A 15,321-nucleotide genomic window follows, 5' to 3' on the forward strand; every position below is an offset into this window, starting at 1 on the left:
AGAAGATGATCACTGTGACCGAAGCAACCGCGACCGCGGGAGCACTGCGACGCCTGTCCGACGCGGGCGTCTCCGTCTGGCTGGACGACCTGTCGCGGCGGCGGATCGAGTCCGGCGACCTCGCCGGGCTGATCCAGTCGGGGAGCGTCGTCGGCGTGACCACCAACCCGTCGATCTTCCAGGCCGCCATCGGCTCCGGTGAGGGCTACGAGGAGCAGCTCGCCGACCTCGCCACCCGGGGCGTCACCGTCGACGAGGCGGTCCGCATGATGACCACCGCCGACGTCCGCGCCGCCGCCGACGTGCTGCGCGAGGTCTACGACGCCACCGACGGCCGAGACGGCCGGGTCTCCATCGAGGTCGACCCGCGTCTCGCCCACGACACGCGGGCCACGATCGCCGAGGCGCGCCAGCTCGCCTGGCTGGTCGACCGCCCCAACGTGATGATCAAGATCCCGGCGACGAGGGCCGGTCTCCCGGCGATCACCGAGGTCATCGGCGCCGGCATCAGCGTCAACGTCACGCTGATCTTCTCCCTGGAGCGCTACCGCGAGGTCATGGACGCCTACCTCACCGGCCTGGAGAAGGCGCAGGCGGCCGGGCTGGACCTTACCGGCATCCACTCCGTCGCCTCCTTCTTCGTCTCCCGCGTCGACAGCGAGATCGACAAGCGCCTGACGCTGCTGGGCACGGACGAGGCGCTCGCCCTGAAGGGGAAGGCGGCGCTGGCCAACGCGCGGCTGGCCTACGAGGCGTACGAGAACGTGTTCGGCTCCGCCGGCGGTTCGACACGGCCAGGTGACCGGTTCGCCGCGCTGACCGGGGCCCGCGCCAACGCCCAGCGCCCCCTGTGGGCGTCGACCGGGGTGAAGGACCCGGCATTCCGGGACACCCTGTACGTGGAGGAGCTGGTCGCTCCCGGCACCGTGAACACGATGCCGGAGGCCACCCTGGACGCCGCCGCCGATCACGGCGACGTACGGGGCGACACGGTCACCGGTGGTTACGCCCAGGCCCGGGCCGACCTCGCGGCCGTGGAGCGGCTCGGCATCTCGTACGACGAGGTGGTGCAGCAGTTGGAGCAGGAAGGCGTGGCCAAGTTCGAGGCGGCCTGGCAGGACCTGCTCGACGCCGTGACGAAGTCCCTCGACAGCAAGGGAGTTGACGGGGAATGAGCGAGGACCTTCCCGCTACGACGGTCCACGAGACCAAGGCGACGAAGGAGGCCAAGGAGGCGAGGACGGCCCGGGAGGCGGCGGGGCCGTCGCACGCCGAGGAGGCCGAGGAGTCCCGGGCCGCCGGGGCGCCGAAGTCCGCCGAGGGGGCCGGGTCCGCCCGGACCGCCGAGAAGTCCCGGGCGGCCCGCGCCGCCAAGGGCGCGAAGGCCGAGGGGGCCGGGGAGGAGGCCGTCGCACCCGTGGCGCCCCTCGACTGGAGCAACCCCCTGCGCGATCCCCAGGACCGGCGCCTCCCGCGCATCGCGGGCCCCTCCGGACTGGTCATCTTCGGTGTCACCGGCGACCTGTCCCGCCGGAAGCTGATGCCGGCCGTCTACGACCTGGCCAACCGCGGCCTGCTGCCGCCGGGCTTCTCCCTGGTCGGCTTCGCCCGCCGGGACTGGGAGAACCAGGACTTCGCCCAGGTCGTGCACGACGCCGTCAAGGAGCACGCGCGCACACCGTTCCGCGAGGAGGTCTGGCAGCAGCTCGCCGAGGGCATGCGCTTCATCCCCGGCGACTTCGACGACGACAACGCCTTCGAACAGTTGCGCAAGGCCGTCGAGGAGCTGGACGCCTCCCGCGGGACCAGCGGCAACTACGCCTTCTACCTCTCGGTGCCGCCGAAGTTCTTCCCGAAGGTCGTCCAGCAGCTCAAGAAGCACGGGCTGGCGGACGCCCCGGACGGCTCCTGGCGCCGCGCGGTGATCGAGAAGCCGTTCGGGCACGACCTGGACAGCGCCTGCGACCTGAACGCGCTGGTGCACGAGGTCTTCGACCCGGAGCAGGTCTTTCGCATCGACCACTACCTGGGCAAGGAGACCGTCCAGAACATCCTGGCGCTGCGCTTCGCCAACCAGATGTACGAGCCGATCTGGAACCGGTCCTACGTCGACCACGTGCAGATCACCATGGCCGAGGACATCGGCATCGGCGGCCGGGCCGGCTACTACGACGGCATCGGCGCGGCCCGCGACGTCATCCAGAACCACCTGCTCCAACTGATGGCCCTCACCGCCATGGAGGAGCCGGCCTCCTTCGACGCGGCGTCGCTGCTCACCGAGAAGCTGAAGGTGCTCAAGGCGGTACGGCTGCCGGACGACCTGGGCGGGCACACCGTGCGCGGGCAGTACGCGGGCGGCTGGCAGGGCGGCGCGCAGGTGCCCGGTTACCTGGAGGAGGAGGGCATCGACCCGGCCTCCGCGACCGACACCTACGCGGCGATCAAGCTGGGGATCGACAACCGCCGCTGGGCGGGCGTCCCCTTCTACCTGCGCACCGGCAAGCGGCTCGGCCGCCGGGTCACGGAGATCGCGGTGGTCTTCCAGCGGGCCCCGCACTCCCCCTTCGACTCCACCGCCACGGAGGAGCTGGGCGAGAACTCCATCGTCATCCGGGTGCAGCCCGACGAGGGCATGACGGTGCGGTTCGGCTCCAAGGTGCCGGGCACGTCGATGGAGATCCGGGACGTGTCCATGGACTTCGCGTACGGCGAGTCCTTCACGGAGTCCAGCCCGGAGGCCTACGAACGGCTGATCCTGGACGTCCTGCTGGGCGACGCCAACCTGTTCCCCCGTCACCAGGAAGTGGAAGAGTCCTGGCGGATCCTCGACCCGATCGAGGAGTACTGGGCCACGCACGGGCGGCCCGCGCGGTACGCCTCGGGAAGCTGGGGACCGCGGGAAGCCGACGAGATGCTCGCACGAGACGGACGGAGCTGGCGCAGGCCATGAGGATCGACCTGACGGACACCACGGCAAGCAAGATCAACAAGGCGCTCGTCCAGGGCCGCCGCGCCATCGGGACCCCGGCCGTCGGCATGGTCCTGACGATCGTGGTCGTCACGGACGAGGAGAACGCCTACGACGCGACCAAGGCCGCCGAGGAAGCCTCGCACGAGCATCCCTCACGCACCCTGGTCGTCATCAAGCGCCACCCCCGCAACCTGCGCGACCGCACCCGCTCGCACCTCGACGCCGAGGTCCGGGTGGGCTCCGAGGCCGGCACCGGCGAGACGGTCGTGCTGCGCATGTACGGCGAGGTGTCCGAACACGCCGACTCGGTGGTGCTGCCGCTGCTGCTGCCGGACGCCCCGGTCGTCGTGTGGTGGCCGGTGGAGGCGCCCGACAACCCCGCGAAGGACCCGCTGGGCGCGCTGGCCCAGCGCCGGATCACCGACCTGTACGCGGCCGAGCGGCCGATGGAGGTCCTGGAGAGCCGGGTCCGCTCCTACGCGCCCGGCGACACCGACCTCGCCTGGACCCGGCTGACGCTGTGGCGCTCCATGCTGGCCGCGGCGCTGGACCAGGCACGGGTGCCGGTGACCTCGGCGGCCGTGGAGGCCGAGGCCGACAACCCGGCCGCCGAGCTGCTGGCCCGCTGGCTGGAGGCCCGGCTGCACGTCCGGGTCGACCGGGTGGTCACCGACGGCCCGGTCGTCACGGCCGTCCGCCTCGGCACCGCGGGCGGCGAGATCGTCATCGACCGGCCGGAGGGACCGATCGCCACGATGACCCTGCCCGGCCAGCCCCCGCGCTCCCTCGCGCTGAAGGTCCGCACGACCTCCGAACTCATCGCCGAGGAGCTCAGGCGCCTCGACGCGGACGAGATGTACGCCATCGCCCTGCGCGGCGAGGCCGGCAAGGAGACCCCTGTCCATGTCTGACTTCCCGAAGCCCGACCGGCGGCCGGAGTGGACCGCGCTGGCGGACCACCGCGAGGACGCGCTGTCGCGACCGGACCTGCGCGAGCTGTTCGCCGCGGACCCCTCACGGGCGGAGCGGTACGTCGTGCGCGTCGGCGACCTGCGCATCGACTACTCCAAGAACCTGGTCACCGACGACACACTGGCGCTGCTGCGCAAACTGGCCTCCGCCACCGGCGTGTCCGACCTGCGCGACGCCATGTTCCGCGGTGAGCGGATCAACATCACCGAGGACCGGGCGGTGCTGCACACCGCGTTGCGCGCCCCGCGGGACGCGGTGATCGAGGTCGACGGCGAGAACGTCGTCCCCAAGGTGCACACCGTGCTGGACAAGATGGCCGCCTTCGCGGACCGGGTCCGTTCCGGTGAGTGGACCGGGTACACCGGCAAGCGCATCCGCAACGTCGTCAACATCGGCATCGGCGGCTCCGACCTCGGTCCGGCGATGGCGTACGAGGCGCTGCGCGCCTTCACCGACCGCTCGCTGACGTTCCGGTTCGTGTCCAACGTGGACGGCGCCGACCTGCACGAGGCGGTCCGGGACCTGGATCCGGCCCAGACGCTGTTCATCGTGGCGTCCAAGACGTTCACCACCATCGAGACGATCACGAACGCCACCTCGGCGCGCTCCTGGCTGCTGGCCGGGCTGGGCGGCGGCGAAGAGGCCGGCGAGAAGGCGGTGGCCCAGCACTTCGTCGCCCTGTCGACGAACGCCGACAAGGTCGCCGGGTTCGGCATCGACACGGCCAACATGTTCGAGTTCTGGGACTGGGTGGGCGGCCGCTACTCGTACGACTCGGCGATCGGGCTCTCCCTGATGATCGCCATCGGCCCGGACCGCTTCCGGGAGATGCTCGACGGCTTCCGCATCGTCGACGAGCACTTCCGCAACGCCGAGGCCCCGGACAACGCCCCGCTGATCCTGGGTCTGCTGGGCGTCTGGTACGGCAACTTCATGGGCGCCCAGTCGCACGCGGTACTGCCGTACAGCCACTACCTGTCGAAGTTCACCGCCTACCTCCAGCAGCTCGACATGGAGTCCAACGGCAAGTCCGTCGACCGTGACGGGCACCCCGTGGAGTGGCAGACCGGGCCGGTGGTCTGGGGCACGCCCGGCACCAACGGACAGCACGCGTACTACCAGCTCATCCATCAGGGCACCAAACTCATCCCGGCCGACCTGATCGGTTTCGCCCGGCCCGTCGCCGAGCTGAGCGACGAGCTGAAGGCCCAGCACGACCTGCTGATGGCCAACCTGTTCGCCCAGGGACAGGCGCTCGCCTTCGGCAAGAGTGCCGAGGAGGTCAGGGCGGAGGGCGTGCCCGAGGAGCAGGTGCCGCACCGCACCTTCCATGGCAACCACCCGACCACCACCATCCTGGCCGCCGAACTCACCCCCTCCGTCCTCGGCCAGTTGATCGCGCTGTACGAGCACAAGGTGTTCGTACAGGGCGCGGTCTGGAACATCGACTCCTTCGACCAGTGGGGCGTCGAGCTCGGCAAGGTGCTGGCCAAGCGCGTCGAGCCCGCCCTGACCGAAACGTTCGCCTCAGCCGCTGACGCGGCGGGCTCCGTGCCCGGCCTCGACCCGTCCACGGCCGCGCTGGTGGCCGCCTACCGTGAACTGAAGGAAGTGCACTGACATGCAGATCGGACTTGTGGGTCTCGGCAAGATGGGCGGCAACATGCGCGAGCGTCTGCGCAACGCCGGCCACACCGTCGTCGGATACGACACCAATCCCGAGCGGGCCGACGTCGGCAGTCTGGTCGACCTCGTCGAACAGCTCGACCGGCCGCGCGCGGTATGGGTGATGGTGCCGGCCGGTGCCGCCACCCAGCACGTCATCGACCAGCTCGCGACGCTCCTCAAGCCCGGGGACACCGTCGTCGACGGCGGCAACTCCCGCTGGACGGACGACGAGAAGCACGCCGAGGAGCTGGGCAGGCGTGGCATCAACTTCGTCGACGCGGGCGTCTCGGGCGGTGTGTGGGGCCTGAAGAACGGCTACGCCCTGATGGTCGGCGGCGACGAGGAGACCGTCGACGACCTGAAGCCCATCTTCGACGCGCTCAAGCCGGAGGGCCCGTACGGCTACGTCCACGCGGGCCGGGTCGGCGCCGGGCACTTCTCCAAGATGGTCCACAACGGCATCGAGTACGCCATGATGCAGGCCTACGCCGAGGGCTGGGAGCTGCTGGAGAAGGTCGACTCCGTGGACAACGTCCGCGAGGTCTTCCGCTCCTGGCAGGAGGGCACCGTCATCCGCTCCTGGCTCCTGGACCTCGCCGTCAACGCCCTCGACGAGGACCACCACCTGGACGGGCTGCGCGGTTACGCGGAGGACTCCGGTGAGGGACGCTGGACCGTGGAGGCGGCCATCGACAACGCGGTGCCGCTGCCGGCGATCACGGCGTCGCTGTTCGCGCGGTTCGCGTCCCGGCAGGACGACTCGCCGCAGATGAAGATGGTCGCCGCGCTGCGCAACCAGTTCGGCGGGCACGCGGTGGAGGCCGCCAAGAAGTAGTCGGTCCGAAAAGCGCGTTGACGTGATCGGCCGGTTCGGGTCAGAGTCCCTCCCTGATGGAGATCAACGACCTGACACCGGCCGAGACGCGCGTCTGGCGGGCGTTCGCCACGGGCAGCCACGTGGACTTCCGCGCCTCGGACGACGAGGACCCCGCCGACGGCGGTGCCTGGGGCGCCGAACGCACCGTGCGGGCCTGCATGCTGCGGTCGCTGCTCCTGGACGGTCCCCGACAGGAGGGCCGGGTCGCCGCGCTCAGCCTGGCCGGAGCCCGCGTCACCGGACGGCTGGACATGCAGTACGCGACGGTCGACCACCCCGTGCGGCTGCGGCACTGCCACTTCGACGAGGTCCCGAGGTTCTACGCGGCACGCCTGCGCGAGCTGAATGTGAGCGAGTCGGTGCTGCCCGGGCTGATCGCGCACGCGGTGCGGGTGGACGGCGTACTGCGGCTGACCCGCGCCCGGTTCGGCGGGATGGTGCGGCTCGCGGGCGCGGAGGTCACCGGCAGCCTGTACCTGGAGAGCACGCGGATCGACGTGCCGGACGCCGAGGGGCCGGTGCTCCAGCTCAACCAGGCCGTGCTGGGCGCCGACCTGTGGGCGCCGGGGCTCCGCGCCCGGGGCGAGGTACGGATCAACGGCGCGCGGGTGGCCGGGACCGTCAATCTCACCGACGCTGTGCTCGACCGGCCGGGCGGGACCGCCGTGCAGGCCGAGACGCTGGCGGCCGAGGCGGACGTGGTGATGCGGCACGCGGACGTCCGGGGCCGGCTGGAACTGCGCGGCGCGCGGATATCCGGCCGGCTGGACCTGTCGCACGCCCGGCTGGCCAACCCCGATGGCACCGCGCTGCGGGCCAGCAGTTGCGTGATCGGCGAACTGTGGCTGCGGCAGGGCCCGGCGGTGGAGGGTGCCATCAATCTGCGCCGTGCCCAGGTGGACGTGCTGTTCCTCGAACCGGAGGTCGTACCGCACTGGGTGCAGCTCAACGACCTCACCTACACGTCCCTCGTCCCGCACGAGCCCGCCGGGCGCCGGTTGCCGATGTTGGAAAAGGGCGACAGTTATCTGCCCTTCATCTACGAGCAGTTGACCGCCGCCTACCGCAGGATCGGCGACGACGACGCGGCCCGGCTGGTCCAGCTCGCCAAGCAGCGGCGGCACCGGCGCACCCTGCCCTGGTACGGCCGGCTGTGGGGGCACCTCCAGGACGTCACGGTCGGGTACGGCTTCCGGCCGCTGCGCGCGGGCGGCTGGCTGCTGTCGCTGCTGGCGGTCGGCTCGGTCGCGTACGCGCTGCACCACCCGCCGCCGCTCAAGCCCGCCGAGTCCCCCGACTTCGACCCGGTGTTCTACACCCTGGACCTGCTGCTGCCGGTGATCTCCTTCGGCCAGGAGAACGCCTTCGCCCCGCAGGGCGGCTACCAGACGCTCTCCTACGTCCTGATCATCACGGGCTGGATCCTGGCCACCACGGTGATCACCGGTCTGACCCGCACCGTCAGCCGCCAGTGAACCCGCGCACCGCGTGCTGCGCGGCCAGCCGCACCGGGGCGTTCGCCGCGCCGTAGCCCCGGTAGCCGCCGTCGCGCTGGACGAGTTCGAAGAAGACCCGGCCGACGGTGTGCGTGTAGCAGTGCCGGAAGGTGCCGTGCGCGTCGCGGTCGTAGAGGATGCCGAGTTCCCGGTACGTCTCCAGCTCGCCGTCGGCGAACTCGAAGCGGGCGGCGAGGTCGTCGTAGTAGTTGGCGGGGATCGGCAGCAGCGGGCCGCCGGCGGCACGGTAGCTCCGGGCGGCGGCGACCACGTCGTCGGTGGCCAGGGCGATGTGCTGGGCGTGCGCGGTGTCGTCGGTGGGTGCCGGGCCGACGGTCAGGACGATGCGGACGGCGCCGTCGTCGGTACTGACGGCGCGGCTGCGCAGCAGCCCGTAGGGGTCGGCGACGTCCACGCTCTCCTGCGGGCGCAGCCCGAGGACCGCGCGGTGGAAGAGCGCCGCCTCGTCGAACTGATGCCAGGGCTGGGTGAGGGAGAGGTGGTCGACGCGCCAGGGCTCCCCGTCGTACGAGGGGGGCGCGACGTCCTCGAAGTCGGCGCGCCAGTCGGGCAGTCCGGGGCGCTCGGTGGCGCAGAAGAACAGCTCCGTGCCGTCGGGCGCGGCGACCGCCTCCAGCGGGGCGTCGCCCGGGGCGCGGCGACGCGGCAGCACCGGTGCCACCAGCGCCTCGGCACGGCGGGCGGCCCCGGCGGGGTCGGGCGCCTCCAGGCCGACGGCGGCGAGCCGGGTGCCGTCGCGGCGTTCGGCCGGGCCGGTGTTGACCAGGACGCGGGCGTCGCCGCGCTGCCACAGGTCGACGGGTTTCCCGCGGTGCCGTGCGGTCCGGGCGAAGCCCAGCGCGCCGAGCGCGGCCGCGACGGGTGCGGCGTCGGGCGTGACCAGTTCGGCGAAGGCGACGCCGGTGGGCGGGGCGGGTGCGGGCGGCGCGGCGAGGCCGACCGTCTCCTGGAGCGTCAGCAGGGAGCGCCGCGCGTCCACGGCCGTGGGGCCGGCCTCGGACTGCCGGAAGACGTCGTTGAAGACCTCCAGGGACAGGGGGCCGTCGTACCCGGCGCGCAGTACGTGCCGCAGCAGCCCGGCGACGTCGAAGCCGCCCTGGCCGGGGAAGCAGCGGTAGTGGCGGCTCCACTGCAGGACGTCCATCGCGAGCAGCGGGGCGTCGGCGAGCTGGAGGAAGAAGATCTTGTCGCCGGGGATGTCCCCGATGCCTTCGGGGTCGCTGCCCCGGGAAAGGATGTGGAAGCTGTCCAGGCAGGTGCCGAGCGCGGGGTGGCCGGCGCTCTCGACCACCTGCCAGGCGTGGTCGTAGGTGCTGATGTGCCGGCCCCAGGCGAGCGCCTCGTAGGCGACGCGGATGCCGTGGTCCCGGGCCAGGTCGGCGAGCCGGCCGAGCTGTTCGGCGGCCAGCGCGTCGTCGTCCACGGCGTGCGGGGAGACGCTGGAGCACACCAGGACGGTGTCCGCGCCGAGCCTGCGCATCAGCTCGAACTTGTGCCGGGCACGGCGCAGCGCGCGGCCGAACTCCTCCTCGGGCAGTGCCTCGACGTCCCGCATGGGCTGGTAGAGGTCGATGGTGAGTCCGAGGTCGGCGCAGCGGGCTCGGATCTCCTCGGGGGTCAGCGGGCTGGCCAGCAGGTCGTTCTCGAAGATCTCCACGCCGTCGAAGCCGGCCAGGGAGGCGGCCGTGAGCTTCTCGGTGAGGGATCCGCTGAGGGAGACGGTGGCGATGGACGTCCGCATGTCGCTGCCTCCTTCCTACTTCGGGGCCCCGAGGGCGCCCGTCAGGTCGGTGATGTCGGCGAGCATCCGCACGGCGTCGGGTTCCCGCCCGGTGAACAGCCGGAACGCGTCCGCGGCCTGGAAGACGGCCATGCCGCCGCCGTCGAGGGTGGCGCAGCCCAGCGCGCGGGCGGTGCGCAGCAGCTCGGTCTCCAGCGGGCGGTAGACGACCTCGGCGATCCACAGCCCGGGGTGGAGCAGTCCGGCGGGCAGGGGCAGCCCCGGGTGGGCGGCCATGCCGGTGGGGGTGGCGTGCACGACGCCGTCGGCCGTGGTCAGCAGTCCGGGCAGCCGGTCGGGGGTGGCGTGGTCGGCGCGGCCGTCCCCGAAGTGCCGTTCGAGCTGACCGGCGAGGGCGGCGGCCCGTTCGGGCAGCGCGTCGACGACGGTGATCCGCCCGGCGCCCAGGGTGAGCGTGGCGTGGGCGACGGCCGCGCCGGCGCCGCCGGCGCCGAGCTGCACGATCCGCTCCAGCGGAGCGTCGGGCAGGCCTCTGGCGAAGGAGGCCGCGAAGCCGGTGACGTCGGTGTTGTGGCCGGTGGCCCGGCCGGTGTCGTCGAAGACGACGGTGTTGACCGCGCCGAGCGCCTCGGCCTGCGGGGCGAGGGCGTCCAGGTGTTCGATGACGAGCTGTTTGCACGGGTGCGTGATGTTCAGACCGTCGAAGCCCAGGACCCGGGCCGCGCCCAGCAGGTCGCCCACCGCCTCGGGCCGGACACCGAGTCGGTCGATGTCGATCAGCCGGTACAGGTAACGCAGACCCTGCCGGCCGGCCTCCCGCTCGTGCAGTGCCGGGCTGAGCGACGGGCCGATGCCGGAGCCGATCAGCCCGACGAGATACGAGTCCTTGGCCACCGGGGACCTCCTGAGCGGCTCGGGCTGCTGCCCGAGCGACCAATGTACGAACTAGTACGTTAGTCATAGCAGGAGGTCGGGGCGGGTGGGAAGGCCGAGGCTTCTAGAATCACCGGCACGTCCCAGCCCGCAGCCCTCTCCCGCAGCCGAAGGAACCCGATGACCAGCGTCGACGAACCGGCACGATCCGGCACCCGCACCCGCGACGCCGCCCGCACCCGGGCCGAGATCCTGGACGTGGCGACGCGGGAGTTCGCCCGGGCCGGCTACGACGGGGCCCGCGTCGACGAGATCGCCGCCCGCACCCGCACCACGAAGCGGATGATCTACTACTACTTCGGCGGCAAGGAGCAGCTTTTCACGGCCGTCCTGGAGCGCGCGTACGGCGTGATCCGGGAGGCCGAGCAGCAGCTCGACGTCGAGCACCTGGACCCGGTGGCGGCCATCCGGCGCCTGGCGGAGGTGACCTTCGACCACCATGAGCGCCACCCCGACTTCATCCGCCTGGTGAGCATCGAGAACATCCACGACGCCGAGCACATCGCGTCCTCGGAGATGCTGGGCAGCATCGGCTCCCCGGCGCTCGACGTGATCCGCCGGATCCTGGAGGACGGGCAGCGCTCCGGTCTGTTCACGGCCGACGTCGACGCCGTCGACCTGCACGCGATGATCAGCTCGTTCTGCTTCTTCCGGGTCGCCAACCGGCACACCTTCGGCGCGCTGTTCGGCCGCGACCTGATCGCCCCGGACCAGCGCGAGCACTACCGGACCATGCTCGGCGACATGGTGATCGCCTACCTGACCGCGGAACGCGCGGCGGACTGACCACGGCGGCGGCGGGACGACGCGGCCTCTTGACACAAGGGAAACGTGCGCGCAACATCCCTTCCCAACCGCGACTAACTACCCAGTGGGTTAATTAGCCGATCGGCACCTCTCCCCTCCGCTCACTCCGCCTACCGTGGAGTCCCCCGAAGGAGCAACGCCGTGTCCGTCCCCGCCCCCGCGCCTCCCGGCGCCGCCCCGCCCGGCCAGCCGAAGAAGGCCGCGACCGCCGCCTGGATCGGCAGCGCGCTCGAGTACTACGACTTCTTCATCTACGGCAGCGCGGCCGCGCTGATCTTCCCCGAGGTCTTCTTCGACGAGTCCGACCCGGCCACCGCGACCCTGCTGTCGCTGGCCACGTTCGGTGTGGCGTACGCCGCCCGTCCGGTCGGCGCGTTCTTCCTCGGCCACATCGGCGACCGGATGGGCCGCAAGAAGATCATGGTCTTCACGCTGATCCTGATGGGCGTGTCGACGTTCCTCATCGGCTGTCTGCCCACCCGCGACCAGGTCGGCACCCTCGCCCCGGTCCTGCTGGTGCTGTGCCGCGTCCTGCAGGGCATATCGGCGGCCGGCGAACAGGCCAGCGCCAACTCCATGACGCTGGAACACGCGCCACCGCACAAACGCGGCTTCTTCACCAGCTTCACCCTCAGCGGCACCCAGGGCGGGCAACTGCTCGCCACCCTGGTCTTCCTCCCCATCGCCGCGCTCCCCGAGGAACACCTGCTGGCGTGGGGCTGGCGCGTGCCGTTCTGGCTGAGCGTCGTGGTCGCCGTCGTCGGCTACGTCATCCGCCGCAAGCTGGACGAGACGCCGGCCTTCACGCAGCAGACCGCCACGGAGGGCGTCGCGAAGATGCCGCTGGCCGTGCTGGCGCGCGACCACTGGGCGGACGTGCTGCGGGTGGTCGCGGGCGCGCTCATCGCCTCGGTCAGCACCATCTTCACGGTCTGGGCGCTGGCGTACGCCACCAGTGACGCCGTCGGCATGTCCCGCACCGCCATGCTGTGGGTGGGCGCCCTCGCCAACGTCGTCGCGCTCGCCGCGATCCCGCTGTGGGCGACGCTGTCCGACCGCATCGGCCGGCGCCCGGTGTTCCTGATCGGCGCGGTGGGCAGCGCGGTCACGATGTTCCTGTACCTGTGGGCCATCTCGACCGGCTCCTACCCGCTGACCTTCCTGCTGGGCATCGTCGCCTTCGGCGTCGTCTACAGCGCCGCGAACGGCGTGTGGCCCGCCTTCTACGGCGAGATGTTCTCCACCCGGGTCCGGCTGTCCGGCGTGGCGATCGGCACGCAGATCGGCTTCGCGGTGGCCGGGTTCGCGGTGACCTTCGCGGCGCAGATCGCCGGCCCGGACGGGGACGACTGGTTCGCGGTGGCGCTGTTCACGGCCGCGCTGTGCGTCCCGCCGGTGGTCGCCGCCCTCTCGGCCCGCGAGACCCACAGGGTCCCGACGGAGGAACTGGGCGAGCGGGACCACCGGGAGGCCGCCCGACCGGAGACGGTGACGGCCTGACGCCGCCGGGCCCGGAACCCGCCGACGCGCCGCCGCCCCCCGATCCGGTACCCGGCGGGCGGCGCCGTCTTCTCCGGGCCGGCGTCCTCTCCGGAACGCCGTGCTCTACGGAGCGCCGTCCTCTGGGCGCCCGCCCTCCGGAGCGCCGTCCTCTGGGCGCCCGCCGCTCCGGCGCGCGGAGGCGACGGCGTGCCGGACGCCGCGCGGCGGCTTCGCCCTGGTGGCGCGCGGTCCGGTCGAGCGGCCCGTCACGTGTTTCCGTTCGACCGGGAGGTCTGAGCGCGCCCGCGCGGGGTAGGCCGGACCCACCTCGACGAACGACCAAGGAGGGCGATGGGGATGGCACCGCTGCGGCAGGAGGTCGACGCGGGTGCGGCCGGGCTGGATCCGAAGGCGCTGGACCGGCTCGACCTGCACTTCGCCCGGCAGGTCGACGAGGGAAGGATGCCCGGGTTCCTGGTGGCCGTCGCCCGTGGGGGGCGAGTCGCCCATCTGACCGTGTACGGACGGCGGGACGTCGCGGCGGGGCTGCCCGTGGCGGCCGACACGCTGTGGCGGATCTATTCCATGACCAAGCCGGTCACGTCCGTGGCCGTGCTGATGCTGGTGGAGGAGGGGCGGCTGTCGCTGGACGACCCGGTGGCGCGGTACCTTCCGGCGTTCGCCGAGCCGCGGGTGTACGTCGAAGGGTCCGGGGACGGCGTCGTCACCCGACCGGCCGCCGGTCCGGTCCTGGTCCGGCACCTGATGACCCACACCGCCGGTCTGACCTTCGGTTTCTACCACGCCCACCCGGTCGACGCGCTGTACCGCGCGGCCGGCCTGGAGTCGTCGGTGCGCCCGGGCGCGGGTCTGGCCGAGACGGTCGACCTGTACGCGAGCCTGCCGCTGCAGTTCGAGCCGGGCACGCGGTGGAACTACTCGGTGGCCGCCAACGTGCTCGGACGGCTCGTGGAGGTGGTGTCCGGGCAGCCGCTCGACGTGTACTGCGCCGAGCGGATCTTCGGGCCGCTCGGCATGACGGACACCGGCTTCCAGGTCACCGACGAGCAGGCAGACCGGCTGGCCGAGCTGTACGGCGAGACGGACGGCGGTGGTATAGAACCGGTCCCCGGGCTGCCGCTGCGGGGCCGGCCGCGCTTCCTGTCGGGCAGCGGGGGCCTGGTCTCCTCCGCGTACGACGTGCACCGCTTCGCGGAGCTGCTGCGGCGCCGGGGCGAACTGGACGGCGTCCGGCTGCTCTCCCCCGGGACGGTGGACCTCATGACCCGCAACCACCTGCCCGGCGACGCCGACCTGCGCGCCTGCGGCAGCCGCCCGGCGCACGACGAACCCGGCAACGACGGTGTCGGGTTCGGTCTCGGCGTCTCCGTGGTGATCGACCCGGACCGCGCCCAGGCGCCCTCCGGACTCGGCACCTACGGCTGGAGCGGGGTGGCGACGACCACCTTCTGGGTCGACCCGGGCCGTGACCTGACGGTGCAGTTCCTGACCCAGGTGCGACCGAAGTCCTCGCACACGGTCTACCCGGACCTCAAGCGGCTCGTGCACGAGGCCGTGGCGGACTGAACCGTCCGCTCGTGCACGAGGGCCTGGCGGACCGATCCGCGCGCTCCTGGCCGGGCCGCTCAGGACAGGTGGGCCACGGCGTCCAGGTGGGGCAGGTGATGGTCCAGCCGCTCCCGTTTGGTGCGCAGATAGGTGATGTTGCTCTCGCACGGCGCTATCAGCAGCGGCACCTGCTCGGTGACCTGGATGCCGTGCCGCACCAACGCCTCCCGTTTGCGCGGGTTGTTGGACATCAGGCGCACGGACCGCACCCCGAGGTCGTCCAGGATGCGGGCGGCGACGCCGTAGTCACGGGCGTCCACCGGCAGGCCGAGGGCGAGGTTCGCCTCCACCGTGTCCAGACCCTCGGCCTGCAACGCCATCGCCCGCAGCTTGGCGAGCAGTCCGATGCCGCGCCCCTCGTGCCCGCGCAGGTAGACGACGACACCGCTGCCCGCGGCGGCCACCGCCCGCAGCGCGCAGGACAGTTGGTCGCCGCACTCGCAGTGCCGGGAACCGAACGCGTCCCCCGTCAGGCACTCCGAGTGCAGCCGGGTGAGCACGCCGTCGGCGGCCAGGTCGCCGTACACGAGCGCCACTTGCTCGTCACCGCGCTCGTGGTCGAAATAGCCGAACGCCCGGAATTCGCCGTGGACGGTGGGCAGCGGCGTGACCACGACGCGCTCCACGTCCGTGCGCTGCGGCGTCTTCTTGCCTAGTACACCGATATTTTCTGTCATGATTCTCGCGTTCCTCAACAGGTTGCTCAAGAGAGACGAAAGGCCGT

12 protein-coding genes are annotated in these 15,321 nt (G+C 71.9%); 9 read left to right on the plus strand and 3 right to left on the minus strand.

What is annotated here, in order from left to right:
* Positions 1-5 precede the first annotated feature (5 nt).
* Genes tal through B1H29_RS05995 form a run of 6 tightly spaced genes read left to right on the plus strand, consistent with a single transcriptional unit; the run spans position 6 to position 7,963 of the window.
* Positions 6-1,175 (plus strand): transaldolase, encoded by a 1,170-nt coding sequence (tal, locus tag B1H29_RS05970; RefSeq protein WP_055419225.1) that lies wholly within the window; start codon positions 6-8, stop codon positions 1,173-1,175.
* Positions 1,172-2,950, plus strand: a complete 1,779-nt coding sequence (gene zwf / locus B1H29_RS05975; RefSeq protein WP_055419226.1) for a glucose-6-phosphate dehydrogenase — start codon at positions 1,172-1,174, stop codon at positions 2,948-2,950. The genes tal and zwf overlap by 4 nt, the downstream gene beginning before the upstream one ends.
* Entirely contained in the window at positions 2,947-3,882 is a 936-nt protein-coding gene (opcA, locus tag B1H29_RS05980) for a glucose-6-phosphate dehydrogenase assembly protein OpcA (protein ID WP_055419227.1), read from the plus strand. Before zwf ends, opcA begins: the two co-directional genes overlap by 4 nt.
* Positions 3,875-5,563 (plus strand): glucose-6-phosphate isomerase, encoded by a 1,689-nt coding sequence (gene pgi, locus B1H29_RS05985; RefSeq protein WP_055419228.1) that lies wholly within the window; start codon positions 3,875-3,877, stop codon positions 5,561-5,563. The genes opcA and pgi overlap by 8 nt, the downstream gene beginning before the upstream one ends.
* Position 5,564: 1 nt before the next feature.
* Positions 5,565-6,446, plus strand: coding sequence for a phosphogluconate dehydrogenase (NAD(+)-dependent, decarboxylating) (gene gnd, locus B1H29_RS05990; RefSeq protein WP_055419229.1), 882 nt, complete (start codon positions 5,565-5,567; stop codon positions 6,444-6,446).
* Between the two features lie 56 nt (positions 6,447-6,502).
* Complete coding sequence (locus B1H29_RS05995) at positions 6,503-7,963, plus strand: hypothetical protein (protein WP_055419230.1); 1,461 nt, start codon at positions 6,503-6,505, stop codon at positions 7,961-7,963.
* Here the strand turns inward: B1H29_RS05995 and B1H29_RS06000 are convergent.
* Positions 7,950-9,746: a bifunctional sugar phosphate isomerase/epimerase/4-hydroxyphenylpyruvate dioxygenase family protein gene (locus B1H29_RS06000; RefSeq protein WP_055419231.1), complete on the minus strand. Its 1,797-nt coding sequence runs from the start codon at positions 9,744-9,746 to the stop codon at positions 7,950-7,952. The genes B1H29_RS05995 and B1H29_RS06000 overlap by 14 nt on opposite strands.
* Positions 9,747-9,761: 15 nt before the next feature.
* The gene (locus tag B1H29_RS06005) at positions 9,762-10,640 is read right to left on the minus strand and encodes a shikimate dehydrogenase (RefSeq protein WP_055419232.1); all 879 of its coding nucleotides are present in this window, start codon (positions 10,638-10,640) and stop codon (positions 9,762-9,764) included.
* 159 nt (positions 10,641-10,799) lie between these two features.
* Here B1H29_RS06005 and B1H29_RS06010 point away from each other — a divergent pair, with 159 nt between their 5' ends.
* The 3 genes from B1H29_RS06010 (at position 10,800) to B1H29_RS06020 (ending at position 14,555) form a co-directional block, all read left to right on the plus strand.
* A complete protein-coding gene (locus B1H29_RS06010) occupies positions 10,800-11,465 on the plus strand; it encodes a TetR/AcrR family transcriptional regulator (RefSeq protein WP_055419233.1) in 666 nt (221 codons plus the stop codon).
* A gap of 162 nt (positions 11,466-11,627) precedes the next feature.
* A complete protein-coding gene (locus B1H29_RS06015) occupies positions 11,628-12,986 on the plus strand; it encodes an MFS transporter (protein ID WP_055419234.1) in 1,359 nt (452 codons plus the stop codon).
* Between the two features lie 339 nt (positions 12,987-13,325).
* Positions 13,326-14,555 carry a serine hydrolase domain-containing protein gene (locus B1H29_RS06020; protein WP_055419235.1) on the plus strand — a complete coding sequence of 410 codons (1,230 nt, stop codon included), beginning with the start codon at positions 13,326-13,328 and terminating at the stop codon, positions 14,553-14,555.
* A 59-nt stretch (positions 14,556-14,614) separates the two neighbouring features.
* Here the strand turns inward: B1H29_RS06020 and ribA are convergent, their stop codons facing one another.
* The gene (gene ribA / locus B1H29_RS06025) at positions 14,615-15,274 is read right to left on the minus strand and encodes a GTP cyclohydrolase II (RefSeq protein ID WP_055419236.1); all 660 of its coding nucleotides are present in this window, start codon (positions 15,272-15,274) and stop codon (positions 14,615-14,617) included.
* Positions 15,275-15,321 lie beyond the last annotated feature (47 nt).

Source organism: Streptomyces pactum (genome assembly GCF_002005225.1).
Taxonomy (GTDB): domain Bacteria; phylum Actinomycetota; class Actinomycetes; order Streptomycetales; family Streptomycetaceae; genus Streptomyces; species Streptomyces pactum_A.

Bases quoted from the DNA above. Each gene is read 5' to 3' on its own strand.
- pgi (WP_055419228.1), top strand. From the start codon at position 3,875: ATGTCTGACTTCCCGAAGCCCGACCGGCGGCCGGAGTGGACCGCGCTG.
- opcA (WP_055419227.1), top strand. From the start codon at position 2,947: ATGAGGATCGACCTGACGGACACCACGGCAAGCAAGATCAACAAGGCG.
- B1H29_RS05995 (WP_055419230.1), top strand. From the start codon at position 6,503: ATGGAGATCAACGACCTGACACCGGCCGAGACGCGCGTCTGGCGGGCG.
- zwf (WP_055419226.1), top strand. From the start codon at position 1,172: ATGAGCGAGGACCTTCCCGCTACGACGGTCCACGAGACCAAGGCGACG.
- gnd (WP_055419229.1), top strand. From the start codon at position 5,565: ATGCAGATCGGACTTGTGGGTCTCGGCAAGATGGGCGGCAACATGCGC.
- B1H29_RS06010 (WP_055419233.1), top strand. From the start codon at position 10,800: ATGACCAGCGTCGACGAACCGGCACGATCCGGCACCCGCACCCGCGAC.
- B1H29_RS06020 (WP_055419235.1), top strand. From the start codon at position 13,326: ATGGCACCGCTGCGGCAGGAGGTCGACGCGGGTGCGGCCGGGCTGGAT.
- B1H29_RS06000 (WP_055419231.1), bottom strand. From the start codon at position 9,746: ATGCGGACGTCCATCGCCACCGTCTCCCTCAGCGGATCCCTCACCGAG.
- ribA (WP_055419236.1), bottom strand. From the start codon at position 15,274: ATGACAGAAAATATCGGTGTACTAGGCAAGAAGACGCCGCAGCGCACG.
- tal (WP_055419225.1), top strand. From the start codon at position 6: ATGATCACTGTGACCGAAGCAACCGCGACCGCGGGAGCACTGCGACGC.